The sequence below is a fragment of the Streptoalloteichus tenebrarius genome, assembly GCF_024171885.1.
In the GTDB taxonomy this organism is placed as follows: Bacteria; Actinomycetota; Actinomycetes; order Mycobacteriales; family Pseudonocardiaceae; genus Streptoalloteichus; species Streptoalloteichus tenebrarius.
The window spans coordinates 69,220-87,528 of the sequence record NZ_JAMTCP010000005.1 but is presented as its reverse complement, the minus strand read 5'-3'; the positions used below and the strand labels follow the sequence as shown (position 1 = coordinate 87,528).

General features: G+C 73.1%; 11 protein-coding genes and 1 tRNA gene. 5 read left to right on the top strand and 7 right to left on the bottom strand.

Going from position 1 to position 18,309, the window contains the following annotated elements; all coding sequences use genetic code 11:
* The first annotated feature begins 75 nt into the window (after window positions 1-75).
* On the top strand, window positions 76-480 hold the full coding sequence (locus LX15_RS07200; protein ID WP_253668709.1) for an ankyrin repeat domain-containing protein: 405 nt from the start codon (window positions 76-78) through the stop codon (window positions 478-480).
* Between the two features lie 12 nt (window positions 481-492).
* Here LX15_RS07200 and LX15_RS07195 read toward each other — a convergent pair whose 3' ends face one another.
* The 3 genes from LX15_RS07195 to LX15_RS07185 all read right to left on the bottom strand — a co-directional run bounded on the left by LX15_RS07195 (window position 493) and on the right by LX15_RS07185 (window position 5,257).
* Window positions 493-1,344, bottom strand: coding sequence for a beta/alpha barrel domain-containing protein (locus LX15_RS07195; protein WP_253668708.1), 852 nt, complete (start codon window positions 1,342-1,344; stop codon window positions 493-495).
* Between the two features lie 20 nt (window positions 1,345-1,364).
* A complete protein-coding gene (locus tag LX15_RS07190) occupies window positions 1,365-2,045 on the bottom strand; it encodes a transglutaminase-like domain-containing protein (RefSeq protein ID WP_253668707.1) in 681 nt (226 codons plus the stop codon).
* 1,751 nt (window positions 2,046-3,796) lie between these two features.
* Complete coding sequence (locus LX15_RS07185) at window positions 3,797-5,257, bottom strand: MFS transporter (protein WP_253668706.1); 1,461 nt, start codon at window positions 5,255-5,257, stop codon at window positions 3,797-3,799.
* Window positions 5,258-5,499: 242 nt separating this feature from the next.
* On the opposite strand from LX15_RS07185, the gene LX15_RS07180 reads away from it, so the two are divergent.
* Window positions 5,500-6,156, top strand: coding sequence for a TetR/AcrR family transcriptional regulator (locus tag LX15_RS07180; protein WP_253668705.1), 657 nt, complete (start codon window positions 5,500-5,502; stop codon window positions 6,154-6,156).
* A gap of 121 nt (window positions 6,157-6,277) precedes the next feature.
* A complete protein-coding gene (locus LX15_RS07175) occupies window positions 6,278-7,588 on the top strand; it encodes a GNAT family N-acetyltransferase (RefSeq protein WP_253668704.1) in 1,311 nt (436 codons plus the stop codon).
* Here the strand turns inward: LX15_RS07175 and LX15_RS07170 are convergent.
* From LX15_RS07170 to LX15_RS07160, 3 genes are all read right to left on the bottom strand, one after another.
* Window positions 7,548-8,471 (bottom strand): cobalamin-binding protein, encoded by a 924-nt coding sequence (locus tag LX15_RS07170; protein WP_253668703.1) that lies wholly within the window; start codon window positions 8,469-8,471, stop codon window positions 7,548-7,550. The genes LX15_RS07175 and LX15_RS07170 overlap by 41 nt on opposite strands.
* 2,396 nt (window positions 8,472-10,867) lie before the next feature.
* Window positions 10,868-10,940 (bottom strand) — tRNA-Glu (locus LX15_RS07165).
* A 131-nt stretch (window positions 10,941-11,071) separates the two neighbouring features.
* On the bottom strand, window positions 11,072-13,819 hold the full coding sequence (locus LX15_RS07160) for an ATP-binding protein (protein ID WP_253668702.1): 2,748 nt from the start codon (window positions 13,817-13,819) through the stop codon (window positions 11,072-11,074).
* 342 nt (window positions 13,820-14,161) lie between these two features.
* Between LX15_RS07160 and LX15_RS07155 the strand changes: the two genes are divergently transcribed.
* Both LX15_RS07155 and LX15_RS07150 read left to right on the top strand, forming a co-directional pair.
* On the top strand, window positions 14,162-15,766 hold the full coding sequence (locus LX15_RS07155; protein WP_253668701.1) for an NAD(P)-dependent oxidoreductase: 1,605 nt from the start codon (window positions 14,162-14,164) through the stop codon (window positions 15,764-15,766).
* Between the two features lie 37 nt (window positions 15,767-15,803).
* Window positions 15,804-16,664: a class I SAM-dependent methyltransferase gene (locus LX15_RS07150; RefSeq protein ID WP_253668700.1), complete on the top strand. Its 861-nt coding sequence runs from the start codon at window positions 15,804-15,806 to the stop codon at window positions 16,662-16,664.
* Between the two features lie 535 nt (window positions 16,665-17,199).
* Here LX15_RS07150 and LX15_RS07145 read toward each other — a convergent pair.
* A complete protein-coding gene (locus tag LX15_RS07145) occupies window positions 17,200-18,213 on the bottom strand; it encodes a LysR family transcriptional regulator (RefSeq protein WP_253668699.1) in 1,014 nt (337 codons plus the stop codon).
* Window positions 18,214-18,309 lie beyond the last annotated feature (96 nt).

Below are 18,309 nucleotides of genomic sequence, written 5' to 3'. Positions count from 1 at the left end.
CCCCGTCACCTCGGCCGACCTCGACCGACACGCGTGCGCGGTTGCCCTGTCAGTGCTGTGTGCGAGGCTGGGGACATGGCGACGACGGACCCTGCCGAGGACCCCGAGGTGCTGGAGCTCGCGGCGAAGCTGTTCGGGCTGGCCCGCACCGGGGACACGGCCACGCTCGCGGCCTACGTGGACGCGGGCGTGCCGGCGAACCTCACCAACGACAAGGGCGACTCCCTGGTGATGCTCGCCGCCTACCACGGTCACGCCGAGACCGTGGCCGCCCTGCTGGCCAGGGGGGCCGACCCGAACCGCGCCAACGACCGGGGGCAGACCCCGCTGGCCGGGGCGACCTTCAAGGGCGAGGTGGACGTGGTGCGGGCGCTGCTCGACGGCGGAGCCGACCCGTGGGCCGGTCAGCCCTCCGCTGTGGACACCGCCCGGATGTTCGGTCGCGCCGACCTGCTCGGGCTGTTCGGCGTGGAGGGCTGACGCCCGGCTCGGCTACACGGCGGGACGGGCGCATCCCCTGGGCAGGAAGGGAACGCGCGCGCCATAGGGCAGCGGGACCGGGGACGCCGCCACCGGGGCGTACGCGCCGCGACGGCCGGAGGGGGTCCGGCGGCGCGGTGTCATCCACTCCTTGACCCAGTGGGTCCGCCAGGCGTGGTGGACCGCCTCAAGCCTGTCCGGATGCAGCCGGCCGTTGCCGACCCGGGTCTCGGCGTCCACGTCGATCCCGTAGAACAGCGGGTGCCGGACGATCGGCGCGATCTCGGCGTCCCTGCGCGCCGAGGCGCCACCCGCCAGCAGGAACGGCCGGCTGAGCCGGTCGGCGACCCTGGCGACGGCCTCCGACGCGCCCTGGTGGCCCTGACCGCCCTGATGCCCGTTGCCGGACTCGGCGTCGATCAGGAACAGGTCCACGCCGGCCCGTTCGTAGGCGGGGACCAGTGACCGCTCCACACAGTCCCCGCCGCGCACGCGGAGGACCTTGACCACGGTCACCGGCTCCTCCCACGGGGGTAACGCGGTCTTGAGCGCGCGGACCGCGCCGGGGCCCTGGTGGCCGTGGAGCTGCACCCAGCGCACGCCGGAGCGCGTGAGGACGTCGCGTAGCCAGCCGACGTCGTCGACCGCCGTGACCAGGACGGGCCGCAGCCGCCGGGTCGCCATGGCGAACGCGGCCAGCCGGAGGAACGCCTCGGCGGACAGCTCCGACCGTCCAGGGTGGACGGTGCGGAGGGCTCCCCTGCCCCCCGCCACGCCGTGCCGCAGGCCGACCAGGTCGACCTCCATCCCGGCGAGCAGCTCGACGTCCGAGGTCCGGACGGCGCCGCAGATCTTGATGCGCATGACCTCACCCCGTCCCTCGGTCAGTCCCGCCCCGCGGCGGCGTCCACCGCCAGCGGGCGCGCCAGGACGGGTCGGGGCTCACCGAACAGCAGCGGGTGCTCGGCGCGCAGCCCCTCGATGACCATGCGGTAGGGCAGGTCGACGAACTCCCCGTAGAACCGCAGGAACTCCATGTGCTGGCGGCCCCGCGCGTCGTAGGGGTGGGGCAGGCCGTCCGACCAGCCGTCAAAGTCCGGCGGGGTGATGCCGAACAGGCGACAGGTCACCCGGTCGAACGCCGGTGAGGCCTTGATCCAGCGGCCGTCCAGCCACATCGAGGTGAGGCAGTGGTAGTGCAGGACGTCGCCGCCCAGGATCGCGCGTAATCGCGGGCTGCTCTGGTGGTTGCGGACGTCGGTGAGGACCAACCGGCTCGGCACGCCCACCGCGCGCAGCACCGCCGCGTACAGGACCGCCTTGTGGACGCACATCCCCCTGCCCCTGCGCAGGACCGCGCTCGCGCGCAGGCCCCTGCGGGACAGGTCCACGTCCTCCAGGTCGTACCGGACGCCGTCCCTGACCGCGTGGAACAGGCGCACGGCCCGCTCCCTCGGGCTCGCGTGGTCCGGCACGACGTCCCTGACGAACCGCCGCACCTCCCGCGACTCGAAGTCCAGGAACTCGGTCGGCTGGGACGCGTTGGCGAATCTTCTCTCCCTCATGGCTCTCCTCCACATCGGACGGCTCGGCTTCCTGCGCCACACCCGCACCGGAGCCGGGGCCGAGGACTCTCGCGATGCGGTCGCACCGGATCCGCCGGGCGTCTCGGTGAGGGGTGGGTGGCGGTGCCCCCTCGGGGTGCCGCCGCCACCGAGGACGCGCACTGCGGACAGCGCTGAGAACACGGTACTCCCGAACACCCGTAGCTTGGCTATAGGCAAATTGGTCGTCTTCTCCTTGTGGCAGAAGAGTTTTCGCGCTCCTCGGTCCCGAACGACGCCCAGTGGACGGGGGTTCGCGGCGTCGCGGAGGGGACGTACATAGTGGGCAGAAGATCAATCCCAGCCTCGTCCTCCGGCTTGGAGGAGGCCCGACGACACGGTTCGGGCGCGACGTTCCCGACGACACACGAGCCCGAATCCGCCTCCCCTCAGGGAGATGCGCGACGGGCGGACGAGCGCCACGACGCCCCGGGAACGGCGATCGCCGAACCGTTGTCGCGCCGGCCGGTTCGGCGGATCCGACAACGCTCGCGCGAACGCCCCTCCCGACGTCCGTCGGAGTCGTTCCGGCTCGCTGGGGGCTCCACCGCCAGGGCGAACGGCCTGCCCCACTCGACGCCGTTTTCCCCGTGCGGGAAAGCGCGTCACGACCGCCCTCCCGCTTGTTTCCGACGCAACGACCTGGAGGTGAGGGCACGCGACAGACCGTCCATCTAGGACAGTTCTCCGGGCCGAAGTGCGCAGGTCGGGTCGCTTTCGCCGATATGGCGACGGTGTTCCGACGCGTGGCTGCCGCCGCGTGTCCCGCACCGCGCGGCGAGGCGGACGGCCCGACGCTCGGCGGGTCCGGAGGGCGAGGAGTGACCCGGCGGTCATCTCCGTGATTCCTCCTGCGCCCTCCACCCGCGCCACTGGTGCGAATCTCCAACCAGTTTCCGCCAACGCCTCCACCGACCGTGCCTGCCGTGGTCCGTGCTCCGGGGGGGCGATGGGAACGCGGCGGAAGCCGTGTCGCCACGGGCATCCAGCTCGCTTCGACTCTGGCGAACCATGCTGCCCATCGAGGGTGGCGGTGCCCGAATGTCGTAGGAGTGGAACCAGGAAGACTCCAGCGCGGGAGCCCTGTCGCCTCACGGGGTTCTTCGCGAAGTCGCCGGCCTCCAGGGCATCTCCGTGAGGCCCGTTGGGTGGCCCGGATCGCGGGGACTCCCTCGCTGCGGCCGCCCCACGCCAGGGGTGGCTCCGGCCCCGGACCGCTCGTCCGGAGTACTGGACCGTCACCGTTCCCACGGCCAGGAGAGCCCAGGAGTGTGGCGATCAGGCGGACCGAACGGATCCGCCGCCCCCGCATGTGAACGGCCATGGTGGACAACGGGGTTGTCCTGATCTCGCGCATATGTTCGATCGCACGGCCCTGTGTGCCTTCCCCTCCGCGCTCAGGAACCCACCCACGCGTCGCCGTCCCTCGCCTGCCGCCTAACGCGTCCGGGGCCGTGAAGGATGGGCCTCGCCAGGAGCTGGCACAGCCATGTGAGGAGCGAACGAGCGCCGCTTCCCACCTCGCCCGCGCGCCCGAGGAGAACACCGCTCCCACCGCGTTCCGGCAAGGCCGAGGGGCTTCCCTCCCCTTCCCGCCTGACCCCACGGGACTACGGCGGCAGCCCCAGAAAAGCGGGGTCCCCGCCCTGGAGAGCGGGGACCCCACTGTCTTGTGTGGACGGCACCGGACGTGCGGCGCGCCCGTTCCGATGTCAACTCACCTCGGACGCCTGACGGGGCTCGGCACCGGGCGGCTCGGTGGCCTCGCTGGCGACCTCGGCGGGGACCTGGGTGGGCCGCCGTCCGGGAAGGACCAGGGAGCAGAGCGCCGCCACCACGAGCAGACATCCGGCCACGGACAGCCCTCTGGCGTAGCCGGCGTCCACGGCCGTGCGCGTCTCCTCCCCGCGCTCGACGAGCCCGGTGGCGCACGCGGTCGAGACCGTCACCAACGCGGCGAGGCCGAGGGAACCGCCGATCTGGCTGGAGCTGTTGAGCAGTCCGGCCGCCAGCCCGGCGTCCTCGGCCGGCACGTCACCGGTCGCCGCCGCCGCGAGCGGGACGTAGCACACGCCGATCCCGACGCTGGCGAGCAGGCTCGGCACGAGGATCTCCACCGGGTAGGCGCCATCCGGTGTGATCAGACCGAACCACAGCAGACCCGCCGCGCCCACCAACGCCCCCGCGCCGACCAGGACACGCGGTCCGAGCCGACCGACCAGGCGGGACGCGAGCCGCGCGCTGACCGCGAATCCGGCCGAGAACGGCAGGAACACCAGCCCGGCCACCGCCGCTCCGCGGTGCTGGATCTGTTGGACGTGCAGCGAGAGGAAGTAGAACGACGCGTACTGTCCGGAGCAGAGCAGCAGCATCACGAGGTTCGCGCCGGCCACCGGGCGGCGCGCGAGGATTCCCCACCGCACCAGCGGATGCCGGGCGATCCTCGCCTCATACCCGACGAAACCGACGAGCAGCACGGCCGCGACCGCGAACGCGCCCACCGTGGCCGCCGAGAGCCACCCGTGCTGGTCGGTGCGCGCGACGGCGAGCGCGAAGACCACGAGTCCCGACGTGGCGAGCACGGCCCCCACCACGTCCAGCCTCCGCCCACCGGTTCCCGCGGGCTCGCGCGGGACGAACCTGGCCGCCAGCACGGGGAACGCCATGATCGGCACGTTGATCAACAGAACCCAGCGCCAACTGAGGAACTCGGTGAGCAGACCGCCCACCAGGACGCCCGCCGCGCCGCCGCCGGCCGCGCACGCGCTCCACGTCGCCAGGGCGCGAGCCCGCCGCACGCCAGGGGGGAACGTCGTGTTGAGGATCGTCAACGCGCAGGGGGCGAGCGCGGCGGCGGCCAGGCCCTGCGCCGCGCGCGCCACCACCAGGTGCACCGCCTCCTGCGCGAGACCTCCGACGAGGCTGGCCACCCCGAACAGCGCCGATCCCGCGACGAGCACGCGTCTCCGGCCGTAGAGGTCGGCGAACCGCCCGCCCAGCAACAGGAAACCCCCGAACGCCAGGCCGTAGGCGTTGATCACCCACTGGAGCGCGGAGTCGTCGAAGCCCAGCGCGTCGCGCATCGCGGGCAGCGCGACGTTGGCGACGGAGCCGTCGAGCGCCACAGTGAACTGGACGGTGCCGACGACCGCCAGCACCCATCCCAGTCTCAAGGGGCTTCCTGTCGCCGCCCCGGTCGAGTCCATCCCGATCACCGCTCCCTTCCCCGCGTCCCCTGGCGCTCGTGGACGGCGGCGCGCCAGGAACGGCTGCGCACCGCGGCCCCGCGCCGCTGTCGGTGGTCCCGTCCGCCGGGGCGCCCACCGAGGCGAGAACTATACGCGTATATTTAGGCCACCCTCACCCGAGGAGGAGACCCTGCGATCCCGACCGCGACGCCGGCGAGAATGGGCCGATGAGCACGCGGTCCAGCACTCCGGGACGCCAGCGGGGCCTCTCCCGCCGGCGGATCGTCGCCCTCGCGCACGAGATCATCGCCAGGGAGGGCGTCGAGGCCCTGTCCATGCGACGGCTCGCCCGCGAGGTGGGCACCACGCCCATGGCGCTCTACCACCACGTGCGGGACAAGGACGAGCTGCTGGCGCTGGTGATGGAGGCGGTGGCGGAGGACCTGCCCCGCCCACCGCTGCCCGAGGACCCCAGGGAGCGGCTCGTCGCCGTCTGCGAGCTGATGCGCGAGGCGTTCCTCCAGCACCCGTGGGTCGTGGCGATCCTGGCCAGGGGCCGCCTCGTCGGCCCGTCCGCGGTGTGGATGACCGAGGAGATCCTCGGTTCCCTGGTGGCCTGCGGCATGACGGTCGAGGAGGCGTTCACCGCCCACCGGACGATCTGGAACTTCACCGCGGGCGACGTGATGGTGACCGCCGCGCTGCGCACCGAGCCGGAGGACCGCTCCCCCACCCACTTCGTCGAGAGCCAGGTCGCCCGGCAGGGGGCCGAGACCCTGCCGCACCTGGGTGCGCTCGTCGGCCGCTCCCGGGAACTGGAGGCCCGATACACCTACCGCGCGGGACTGGAGCAGGTCCTGGACGGCGTGCTGCCCCGACGCTGAACACGCCCGGGTGCGCCACCCCACTGTTGTTTCGGTGAGGTGACACCGCCGCTGGATCGATTTACCCCGTTGTCACCGCGCGCCGCATCGCACGCAACACCGCTCCCCCACGCTCGTCGTCATGGCAGCGCGCACCCCCGCCCACGACGTCACCGCGTCCCACGGCACCCCCGCCCACACCTCCTGGCGACGGGAGATCGTCGAACTCGCGGCCCTGTTCGTCACCGCCGGCGTGGCCCACCTGTTCGCCACCGGTGTCGGCCTGCACGCCTGGGGACCGATCAGCCTGGTCGGGCTCGGCGTGGCGATGGTGGTGGCGACCGTCGTCCACCGCACCTGGCTGGCCCGCCGGGGCCGGCGGCGCGGGACCGCCGAGGGCGCGGTGCTCTGGCGGCTGCGCGCCGCCGTGGACGACACCCCGGGACGGCTGGCCGTGCTCGCCGACAGCCTCGCCCAGCTCCACGTCAACATCCGCACGATGCAGGTCCACCCCACCTACACCGGGACCGTGGACGAGTTCCTCGTGCACGCGCCGGCGACGGTGACCGCCGACGACCTGGCGCACGCCGTCGGCAGGGCCGGCGCCAGGGACGCGCTGGTCACGCCCGCCGACGTGCACGACCTGAACGACACCCCCACCAGGACCCTCACCCTCGCCACGCGGCTGGCCCGCGCGCCGCACGAGCTGCCCGACGTGCTGGCCGCGTTGCTGGGAGCCGACGAGGCGCACCGCAGGAGCCCGGAGGAGGTCGGGCTGCTCGACCCCGCCACCCAGCCGGGCGGCGTCGTGGGGAGCACGATGTACCTGACAGTGCCGGAGCACGGGGTGTTGGTGTTGTCCAGGGCCGGGGTGCCGTTCACCCCCGCCGAGTTCGCCAGGGCCAGGGCCATGGCGGACCTGGCCGTGGCACTGGCACCCGTGCCCCGCCCCGCGACCGACCCGCTGCGCGTCGAGGAGAAGATGATCACGGTCCGCCCGGCGCGACGCGACGACCTCGCCGGCGTGCGCGAGCTGCACTCGCGGTGCTCGGCCGAGACGTTGTACCGGCGGTACCGCCAGGGCGGCCCGCCGCCGGACCGGGAGCTGCGCCGCCTGCTCACGCCCGAGCTGGGGCACGCCCTCGTGGGGGTCGACGACGCCGGCGAGGTGGTCGCGTTGGCCAACCTGATGTGGGACGGCGACCGAGGGGAGATCGCCCTGCTCGTGCGCGACGACCTGCACGGGCGCGGGTTGGGCGGGGACCTGGCCCGACGGCTGGTCGCCGAGGCCAGGGCCGCCGGCCTGCGCGAGGTCTACGCCTGCACGTCCGCCGAGAACACCGCCATGATCCGAACGATGAGGTCCCTCGGCCTGCCCGTGGAGAGCCGGGACGACGGCGGCCAGCTCGTGCTCACGGCGCGGTGGGCAGGCGTCGCGCCTCGGCGGTGGTGACCGCCGGCTCCACCGGCAGGTCGTGCAGGACGTGCGCGAGCACCTCGACGCCGCGCGCCACCCGGGGACCCGGGCGGTTGAAGTAGGCGGGACCGTCCAGCACCCACACCCGTCCCGCCCGGACCGCCGGCAGGTCCGCCCAGCCCGGCCGTTCGGTCAACGACCGCAGCTCGGCCATGGTGCGGTCGGGAGCGAACCCGCACGGCTGGATCACCACCACCTCCGGCCGCGCCTCGACCACCCGGGTCCACTCGATCCGGTCAGTGTGCTCACCGCTGCCGGCCAACAGCGACACCCCGCCGGCCGCCTCGATCTGGTCGGGCACCCAGTGCCCCGCGGGCCACACCGGGTCCAGCCACTCGATCGCGGCGACCGTCGGGCGGGGACGTCCCGCCACCCGCCGGCGCACCGCGTCCACCCTGGCCCGGAGGCGCGCGGCCACCTCCCGGCCCACCTCGGCCACACCCAACGTGGCGGCCACGCTCTCCACGCAGCCGAACACCTCGTCCAACGTCCTCGGCTCCAGGCTGACCACGCGCGTGTCACCCTCCAGCACGCGCACCGCCCGCGCCACGCTCCGGTACGACATCGCGCAGACGTCGCACAGGTCCTGGGTCAGCACCACGTCGGGCCGAAGCTCGGCGAGACGCCCGGTGTCCAGCGTGTACAGCGAGGAGCCGCCGTGCCGGGCTCCGCCGACCGCGTCGGAGATCTCCCGGCTGCCCATCCGCTCGGCGTCGATCCCGCTCGCCGTCACCACCGGGACCGACTCCACCGCGCCCGGCGGCCAGTCACACTCGTGGGTGCGCCCCACGAGCGCGGGCAACAACCCCAGCTCCGCCACGATGTCGGTGGCCGCCGGCAACAACGACACGACGCGCATTCCCCCACCCTAGGCCCCGGAGCGACCGCCGCACAGGCCACCGCCGACCGCTCCCACGGCCCACAGTCCACAGAGCACTCTCCCACCTTGCCCTGTTCTATCCCTTGTGGACACTCCACACTCTCTTCTTCTTCCACACCACCACACCTGACTTCTTGTCCTCACAGGACTGTCCATCCACCACGCCGGCTCCTCCTCGGTATCGACCCGAGGGGGCACGACGGGATGAAGATCATCTGAATGACTGCGGGTGAAGGCGCTTCGGGCCATTCCCAGGCCCACGCGATCGCTCAGGCCGGGGGTTGGCAGGTGGTTGGCGCGAGGAGCCGAAAGCGGGTAGTTATCCACAGGCCGTCGAGTTGTCCACAGCTCGGGCTTTCCCCGCTGCGGCAGCCGGGTCATGCCCGCTAGGCTGGTCGTGGGGTCGCCCCCCAGGGCGGGTGGGGGCTGTCCAGAGAGAGCAGGAACAACATGGCGGACGAGCCCCGCCCATCCGAGCAGCCCCGAGCGGGGCATCCCCATCGGAATGCCGAACACCCGCCACACCCCGACCCCGGGCAACCCTACGGCCCCAGCACGGCCACGCCATTCCCAGAACCACACAAGGCGAAAGCAAAAAAGCCCACGCCCCGTGACCCCGCGAGGCCCCGACCAACACCCAGACCCAGAGCAAGGCGAGCAGCCGACGCCCAGGCCTCAAGCGAAGCCCCAAGGCCCCACCCATGCTCCAGTCCAAATCACCCGCTGCCACAGCCTCGCGCGAAGCACCAAAGCCCCCATGCTCCCGACGAAGGCACGGTGAGCAGGTCCATGGCCAAGGCCCAAGAACGACGTGGTACCCAGGCCTCAAGCGAAGCCCCAAGGCCCCCAGTGCTCCAGAGCAGAGCAAGGTGAGCAGGTCGTACGACAGCCTTACGCGAAGCGCCCGGACCCAAGAACGACGTAGTGCGCAGGCCTCACGCCAACGCCAAAACCCCCAATGTTCCAGAGCAGATCACCGTGAGCAGGCCGCTGCCACAGCCTCGTGCGAAGCGCCAAGGCCCCCAATGTTCCAGGGCACAGCAACGTGAGCAGGTCGTACGACAGCCTTGCGCAAAGCAAGCGCAGAGCAAGGTGACCACGCGATGCGCAGGCCTCGCGCGAAAGCGGAGGCCCCACCCATGCTCCAGGCCAAATCACCCGCTGCCACAGCCTCGTGCGAAGCACCGAGGCCCCGAGGAAGCGCGTGGCCCACAGGCCTTGCGCGAAGCACCAAAGCCCATAGTGCCCAGGCCTCGCGCGAAAGCCGAGGCCCCCAGTGCCCCAGGGCACAGCAAGGTGAGTAGGCCGTGCGACAGCCTCGCGCAAAGCGCCAAGGCACCAAGAAAGTGCGCGGTGCACAGGCCTCACGCGAAGCACCAAAGCCCCCAATGCTTCAGGGCACAGCAACGTGAGCAGGCGGGTGCGACAGCCTCGCGCGAAAGCGGAGGCCCCACCCATGCTCCAGACCAAATCACCCGCTGCCACAGCCTCGTGCGAAGCACCGAGGCCCAAGAACGAGGCGGTGCGCAGGCCTCACGCCAACGCCAAAGCCCCCAATGTCCAAGCAGATCACCGTGAGCAGGCGAGTGCGACAGCCTCGCACGAAGCGCCAAGGCCCCGAGAAAGCGCGTGGCGCGCAGGCCTCACGCGAAGCACCAAAGCCCATAGTGCCCAGGCCTCGCGCGAAAGCCGAGGCCCCCAGTGCCCCAGGGCAGAGCAAGGTGAGTGGGTTGTGCGGCAGCCTTGCGCGAAGCGCCAAGGCCCCACCCATGCTCCAGACCAAATCACCCGCTACCACAGCCTCGTGCGAAGCACCGAGGCCCCCAATGCTCCAGGGCACAGCAAGGTGAGTGGGTTGTGCGACGGCCTTGCGCGAAGCGCCAAGGCCCCCGATGTTCCAGGGCACAGCAACGTGAGTAGACCGTGCGGCAGCCTTGCGCGAAGCGCCAAGGCCCCCAGTGCCCCAGGGCACAGCAAGGTGAGTAGGCCGTGCGACAGCCTCGCGCGAAAGCCGAGGCCCCACCCATGCTCCAGAGCAAATCACCCGCTGCCACAGCCTCGTGCGAAGCACCGAGGCCCCCAATGCTCCAGGGCACAGCAAGGTGAGTGGGTTGTGCGGCAGCCTTGCGCGAAGCGCCAAGGCCCCGAAGAAGCGCGTAGCGCAGGCCTTGCGCGAAGCGCCAAGGCCCACGGTGCAGCAGGCCTCGCGCGAAGCGCCGAGGCCCCGAAAAGGAAAAGGCAACAGGCCCGAGCGAAGCGAAGGGCCAAAAGAAAAGCAACCAGCGGTTCGTGGGGGGTATGGGGGGCTCGGCCCCCCAAAATCATGGCGAAAGGGCCGCGTGCCGAAACCTCGGCACACGGCCCTCCCAGCCCTGTAGCCCCGACGGGATTTGAACCCGCGCTACCGCCTTGAGAGGGCGGCGTCCTAGGCCGCTAGACGACGGGGCCTTGCTCGCTGACGAGGAGAACCGTAACAGATCGCGTCGCCGTGCTCCAAATCGGGGATCACCGGCCGGGGATCGGCGGAGTGGACCGGGGTGGCCGGCGGCCGGGGAAGCCGTTGCGGCGCACGGTGATCCTCAGGATTCGGGCCGGTCGAGGTCGAGGTCGCGGAGCTGGCCCCGGGAGGTGACGCCGAGCTTGGGGAAGACCTTGTAGAGGTGGTAGCCGACGGTGCGGGGGCTGAGGAAGAGCTGGGCGGCGATCTGCTGGTTGGTCATGCCCTGGGCCGCGAAGCGGACGATCTGGAGTTCGCGTGGGGTGAGTTGCGACACGGTGGCGGTGGTGTCGACCGGTTCCGCGCCTCGGTGGCCGGCCGCGCGGAGTTCGGCGGTGGCGCGTTCGGCCCACGGGGTCGCGCCGAGGAGGCGGAAGTGGGTCAGCGCGGTGTGCAGGTGTTCGCGCCCCGCCTTGACGCGGCGGCTGCGGCGGAGCCACTCGCCGAACAGCAGGTGGGTGCGGCCGACTTCGAACGGGGAGGGCGGGGGTTCCTCCAGGGCCTGGCGGAAGAGCCGTTCCGCGGTGGCCCCGGTGGCGACGAGCGCGGCGCTGCGCCGGAGCAGTCCCCGTTGTCGCGGCAGGTCGAGGTCGGCGACCCGGTCCTCGAACTGTTGCAGCGCGGCCCGCGCCTTGGCGTGGTCGCCGGCGCGGGACCAGGCTTCGACGAGGTCGGGCAGCACCAGCCAGGAGACCATGAAGTGTTCGGCGGGCTGGCCGGGCGCGAGGACCTCGCGGAGCAGGGCGGCGGCGCGCGCGGGCTCGCCCTCGCCGAGCGCGCACATGCCCAGAGCCCAGTGCGTGGTGGCGACGGCGCAGGCGATGCGCCGGGGCACGGCGCCGCGCAGCGCCGCGTCGGCCAGCTCGCGGCAGCGGGCGAAGTCCCCGCGCGCGGCGGCCAGCCAGGCGAGCTGGGCCCTGAGCTGGCAGGCGACGGCGAGCTGGCCGGTGTCGTCGGCCAGGGCGAGCGCCTCGGTGGCGTTGGCGATCGCGCTGGTCCAGCGCCCCGTGGTGAGCTGGAGGGCGGCCAGCGGCGCGACGGCCATGGGCAGCGCGCCGGCCTCTCCCCTGGTCCGCAGCAGCACGACCGCGCGCTCGTGCCCGTCCAGCGCCGTCTCGGCGTCGTCGACCAGGTGGGGCAGGAAGGTGGGCGGCCACACCCAGGGCTTGGGGTCGGTGCCCCGCAACCAGGCCAGGAGGCCGGCGTGGGGCGCGCCCTTCCCCTCGGGGGGTGCGCCGCCCTCGGTGGCGCGGGGCTGGCCCAGCCAGCCGAGGTGCTGGCGCAGTTCGCCGGCGGGGCCGACGCCCTCCGGGTCGATCTGGCCGACCAACCCGGCGATCTCGGTCAGCGTGGCCGGGTCGTTGCCCACCCACGCCGCCCTGGCCGCCATCACGAGCATCTCGCCGGCGAGCATGGCGTCGGCGCGCAGGACCAGGCGCGCGCCCTCCAACAGGACACGGCAGGCGGTGGCCGGTGAGCTGCTGGCGTGGGTGATCGCGCCCCGGACGCGGGCCGCGCGGCCGCGCAGCTCGGGTTCGGTGGTCATCGACTCGGCCCGGTCGAGCAGCATGCTGGCCCGGCCGGCCTCGGCGGCCGACCAGGCGCACTCGGCGGCCTGGATCAGCCAGCAGGCGCGGGCCCTGGGGCTGGAGGCGAGGGCGGCGGCGCGTTCGAGGGCGCTGGTGGCCACGGCCACGCCGCCGGTCCGGCGGGCGCGGCCGGCGACCTCGGCGAGTTCCTGGGCCACGCCGTCGTCGCTGCCGACCACGGCGGCGGCCCGGTGCCAGACCCGGCGGTCGTCGCCCTCGCCGAGGGCGGCGGCCAGGGCGAGGTGCGCGGACTGCCGTTCGGGGAAGCTGGCCGCCTGGTAGAGCGCGGAGCGCACGAGGGGGTGGCGGAAGCGCAGCTCCCTGCCGTCGACGGAGATCAGCCCGACGTCCACGGCCGGGGACAGGGCCTCCATGCCGCCGGCCGAGGAGCCGCCGGCGGCCAGCACGGTCGCCAGGTCGCCGCCGTCCTCGGCCGCGGCGAGCAGGAGCATCCAGCGGGTGCGCGCGGGCAGCCGGGTGGCGCGGTGCAGGAACAGCCGGTGCAGCCGTTCGCTGAGGGGCAGGTGTTCGGGGAGCGGCGCGCTGCCCTGCAACTGCTCCGCGGTGAGCGCGGTGGGCAGTTCGAGCAGCGCGAGGGGGTTGCCGGCCGCCTCGTGGAGCAGGCGTTCCCTGGCGGCCGCCGCGGTGCCGGGCATGGTCTGGGCGAGCAGGCGCTGGGCCGCGGCGGTGGTCAGCGGACCGAGCCGCAGCTCGGGCAGGCCGGGGGCGGGGAACGGCCGGGCGTCGTCGTCCCTGGCGGCGAGGACGAGCGCGATGCCGTCGGCGTCCAACCTCCTGGCGAGGAACAGCAGGGCGTCGGCCGAGGCGCCGTCGAGCCAGTGGGCGTCGTCGACCAGCACCAGCAACGGCCGGTCCTCCGCCGCGTCAGCCAACAGGCTGAGCACGGCCAGGGCCACCAGGAACCGGTCGGCGGGGGCGCTCTCCAGCCCGAACGTGGCGCGCAGCGCGGCGGCCTGCGGGCCGGGCAGCCGGTCGAGGCGGCCGAGCAGGGGGCGCAGCAACTGGTGCAGCGCCGCGAACGGCAGGTTGACCTCGGTCTCGACGCCGGACGCGCGCAGCACGTCGACCCGGGACGCCGCCTGGCGGGCGAGGTCGGCGAGGAGCGCGCTCTTGCCGATCCCGGCCGCGCCGCGGAGGACGAGCGCCCCGCTGCGCCCGTTGACCGCCCTGGTGACGAGTTCGGCCAGTTCCCGCTGCTCCCGTTCCCGTCCGACCAGCACGTTTCGTAGTTTATCCACTACAGCGTGAAAGCCAGTCGAGTGACTGATGACAGGGGACGCGATGTGCTCCGTTCAGCCCCGCCCGCCACTGCACGGCTGGGCACGGATGTCCTATCCCAAGACTCGTCAACAGCCAGATGCTGGCAACAACTGTCACGCGAAGACTGGTGCCGTCACGCGCGCACCGAAGGAGGCGGGACGAGCAGTGCCGACAGTCCTGGCGTGCCCCGCGTGCCCACCGACGGCCGGACCGCCGGGTGGCGGGAGCACGCCCCACGCCCCCCGCACCGCCCCCACCGTCGGCACCACCAGCGACGTCGCCCGATCCGGAGGTCGACACCCGTGAGCCTGGACGCCCTGATCCCTCCTCCGCGCACGCCCGGCTGGGGGAATCCCGGGCCGCAGTGTCCGCCTCGGGTCGACGTGCTCACCGGTCCGTACCCGCCGCACGAGGTCGAGCGGATCGTCAACGACTCCGCCGGCGAGTTCGGGGCGCCGCCCGCCCAGGCGTGGCGGGACCGCGCCGCGCCGGGGCCGTCGGCGTCACGGTTCGTCCTGGACGTCGAGGGCGAGCAGGTGGAGGTGCACGTCGCGCCGTTGCCGGCCGGCGCGCCGGAGACCGTGCAGCCGGTCGTGCCGCCGGTCTCCCGCTGGCAGGTCGTGATCACCGCGTCGGGCCGGCCAGGGGGCCGGGCGGAGGCGGTGGCCCGGTGGCTGGGCGCCGAGCTGCGCCAGCGGGGCGCGAGCTTCACCGACGCCGAACTCAGGGCGTTGTGGTCGGCCATGCCGTTGCTGGCCCGGTACGCGACACCGGATCCGGCGCTGGCCGACTGGGCGTTGGTGTTCCGGGACGCCTACACGGAGAACAGCGTCGGGTTCCTGCTCGCGGCGGAGCGCGCCGGGCTGCGCCGCGAGTGGATCTACGCGTTGTCCACCGGTGACCAGACGCTGCGCAGGGACCGGGTGCACGCGTGGTTCCTGCGGCGCGGCTACCACAGTGACGTGCTCGACGAGCGGGTGACGTTGGGCTCCCTGCCCAGCACCGCCGACAACCGGCACGCCAGGGCGGTGCGCGCCGACGTGGAGGAGTTCGTCCGCAGGGCGCACGCCGCGGGCCGGCGCGTGCTGGTCATCGACCACGGCGGCGCGTTCTGCCCCAACCCGGGACTGACCGAGGAACACCCGGACGCGGCCGTGGAACTCACCGAAGCCGGTCTGGCCCGCCTCACCCGCGTCGCTCCCGGGTTCCCCGTGTTCGACATGGCGCGCTCCCGGCTGCGCACGCAGTTGGGCCACAGCGAGATCGCCGACGCGTGCCTGCGGCGGCTGCGCACGCTGTTGCCCGGCGAGAAGTTCGTCGGCCGCCGGGTCCTGCTGGTGGGCTACGGCCCTCTCGGTTCCCGCCTCGCCGAGCAGTTGCGGGCCACGGGCTGCCGCGTGATCGTCGTCGACCCGGATGTGGGGACGCTGATCCAGGCGGCGGAGCGGGGCTTCGAGACGGCGCGGACCGCGCGGGCGGCGTTGGAGCGTTCCCGACCGTTCCTGGTGGTGGGTTGCCTGGGCAGGCCGGTGTTGGAGGCGGAGGAGCTGTCCTCGCTTCCGGACGGGGTGCTGCTGGCCGGGTTCACGCCGCGGGACTTCGCCCCGCTGTCCGACGGGCGTGGCGAGGCGGCGGCCACCCCCGTGCCCGGGGTGGGGGTGCGGTACACGCTGCCCGACGGCACGGCCGTGCTCCTGCTCGGCGACGGGCGGTGGCTGGGGCTGTTCGAGGACGAGGGCGTCCCGAACCGGGGTTCGGACGTGTTGCGGGCGGGCCTGTTGGTGGTGGCCAAGGAGGTGTGCCGGCGGGCCGCGCAGTTGCCGGCCGGCGTCCACGTGCGGCTGGTCGACGAGACGCTGGACGCGGCGGGCCTGTTCGACGCCTACTACGACGAGTACCTCGCCTGATCCGCCAGCGTCCCTGAGGAAGGTCCGCGGAGCGCCGATGCCCGCCAGCGCGGTCCCGTCCGCCCACGACCGCGCGCGTCGCCTCGCCGCCGTGCTGGACCGCTGCGCGCCCTGGTGGGAGCGCACGGGGGTGCGGCACTTCGCGGAGCTGGCCGGGCGCCTGGTCCGACACGGCACGCCGCGGCCGGGCGAGCGCGTTCTGGTGGTCTCCTGCGCGGCGGGCGAGGCGCTGGCGCCGGCCTCGGCCGCCGTCGGGCCGTCCGGCCTGGTGGTCGGGATGGACGTGTCGGCGGGGATGACGCGACGGGCCGCGCTGACGGTGGTCGACGACGGGTTGGACAACTGCTGGGTGGCGACCGGGGATGTGGCTGAGGGGCCGCCGTATCCGGTGGCGTTGGTCGAGGGCACGTTCGACCTCGCGCTGGCCGGGATCGCCACCTGTCTGTCGCCCTGGCCGGAGCGTGTGGCGGCGCGGTGCGCGGAGCTGTTGCGGCCGGGCGGGCGCTTCGTGGTGCCGTGGTGGGGGATGCCGGACCCGCGGTGGGTGGAGGTGTTCGACGCGAACGTGCGGCCCCACGGCGGCGGGCCGGGCGGCTGGCTGGCGACGGACAGTCCATGTTGGACGGTGGACTGGGTGCACGCGATGCTGCGCCGGGCGGGTTTCGCCTTCGCCCACACCAGGGAGGAGCCGGTGGTGACCCGCTTCTCCGGGCCCGAGCAGTGGTGGGCGTGGATCTGGTCGACGCCGGCGCGCGAGTACTTCGAGGGTGTGCCGCACTTCCTCGTGCCGATCGTCCGTCGGGAGGTCGGCGCGGCGCTGGAGGCCCTGCGGGAGCCGGACGGGAGCCTGGTGATCCGGTCGATCGCGCGGTTCACCGTCGCCACCACGCCCTACTGAGCGCAGTGCCCCGCTGCTTGGGAGGCGGGTGCGGGTCTGGCCTCGCGGTGCCACTGTTCGTGTGAGTGCGCGGTTTTCGAGAGCGCGAAACCTTTCTAGAAATATGAACCGTTTCTGGGAGCACGAACCGTTTCTCGACGCACGAGGAACGGGACGGCGGCCAACGTCATGGCGGCCATGACGATCATGGTCACGCCGGGTGACGGCACCGCGAGGGGGGAAGGAGGCTCGCTCCTCCGTCCTGTCAGGGCCTTGTCGGGGCCCATGTCAAGGCTTTCGCCCGTGCGAGGGACAGAGTTATCCACAGGCGCTGTGGTTGTCCACAGGGCGCCGGCTTGTCCTTGGGGCCGGGTGGTGGAGCCGATAGGCTGGAGCAGGGCTCGCCCCCCAGGGCGGGTGGGGGCTGTCCTGGGTGTTCTGGACAGGCGGCGGATGACGGTGTCGGGTCTGCGGCGGCACCGGGGCTTCCCTGACGTGTCCGGCCTGTCCGGGGCGGTGCGGCGGCCAGCCAGACGAGCCGGAGCGCCACCGGGCCTTATTCGTCCACTTCGGACAGTTCGGTCACCTCGGCCGCCTCGGCCACCCCGGGCGCCTGGGAGCCGGCGACCGCGGAGGAGGCGGAGGCGGTGAACTCGTCGTACCACGGGCCGTGCGCCCTGGCAGCCCGCGCGGCCTCGCGCAGCGCGTCGATCGTGGCCCTGATCGCCGGCACCCGGACGTGGTCCGGCCAGGTGACCACCGCGATCTCCCGGTAGGTGGTCGGTTCCAGCGGCCGCACCGCCAGGTCCGTCCGCCGCACGCAGCTCAGCACGAGCCCGGGGGACGCCGCGACGCCCAGCCCCTTGGCGACCAGGCTCTGCACGGCGAGGTTGTCGTCGGTGGAGAAGGCGATGTCCGGGGTGAAGCCGGTCTCCCCACACACCTGCACCAGGTGCTGGCTGCACCGGGGGCAGCCGGCGATCCACGACTCCCCCGCCAGGTCGGTGAGCCGCACGACGGTCTGTTCCGCCAGCGGATGGCCCCCTGGCAGCAACGCCACGAGCGGGTCGGACACCAACGGGATGCGCACCAGGTCGACCGCGTCGTCGTCGTCCTCCGGGTAGGAGAAGGTCAGCGCCAGGTCGCACTCGCCCTCCCTGACCATGCGCACCGACTCCGGCGGCTCGGCCTCGGTCAGCGACAGCCGGACGCCGGGGTGCCGGCGTCGCATCGTCGCGGCCGTGCCCGGCACCAGGCTCGCGCTCCCGCTGGGGAACGAGACCAGCCGGACCGTCCCCGACCGGAGGTTGGCCAGCGCGGTCAGCGTCGCCTCGGCGGCGGCCACGCTGCTGAGGATCGTCCTGGCGTGCCGGACCAGCTCCCGCCCCGCCTCCGTGAACGCGATCCGCCGGCCGGTCCGCACCACCAGCGGCGTGCCGTAGGCCCGTTCGAGGGCCTTCATCTGCTGGCTGATCGCCGGCTGGGTGTAGCCGAGGTTCCGCGCGGCCGCCGAGTAGGACCCGGTGCGGGAGATCTCCCGCAGCACCCGCAGATGGCGCAGTTCCAACATCCGTCAACCATTACCACGACTTGGGTTCCCGCGAACCGCCCGTAACCCGGCTAATGGTCGGCCACCTGCTCCTATAAGCGGCGCTTGGGGTCGGAG

Excerpts from the sequence above, each read along its gene's own strand:
- LX15_RS07180 (WP_253668705.1), top strand. The coding sequence starts at position 5,500 with ATGAGCACGCGGTCCAGCACTCCGGGACGCCAGCGGGGCCTCTCCCGC.
- LX15_RS07170 (WP_253668703.1), bottom strand. The coding sequence starts at position 8,471 with ATGCGCGTCGTGTCGTTGTTGCCGGCGGCCACCGACATCGTGGCGGAG.
- LX15_RS07200 (WP_253668709.1), top strand. The coding sequence starts at position 76 with ATGGCGACGACGGACCCTGCCGAGGACCCCGAGGTGCTGGAGCTCGCG.
- LX15_RS07190 (WP_253668707.1), bottom strand. The coding sequence starts at position 2,045 with ATGAGGGAGAGAAGATTCGCCAACGCGTCCCAGCCGACCGAGTTCCTG.
- LX15_RS07150 (WP_253668700.1), top strand. The coding sequence starts at position 15,804 with ATGCCCGCCAGCGCGGTCCCGTCCGCCCACGACCGCGCGCGTCGCCTC.
- LX15_RS07195 (WP_253668708.1), bottom strand. The coding sequence starts at position 1,344 with ATGCGCATCAAGATCTGCGGCGCCGTCCGGACCTCGGACGTCGAGCTG.
- LX15_RS07175 (WP_253668704.1), top strand. The coding sequence starts at position 6,278 with ATGGCAGCGCGCACCCCCGCCCACGACGTCACCGCGTCCCACGGCACC.
- LX15_RS07145 (WP_253668699.1), bottom strand. The coding sequence starts at position 18,213 with ATGTTGGAACTGCGCCATCTGCGGGTGCTGCGGGAGATCTCCCGCACC.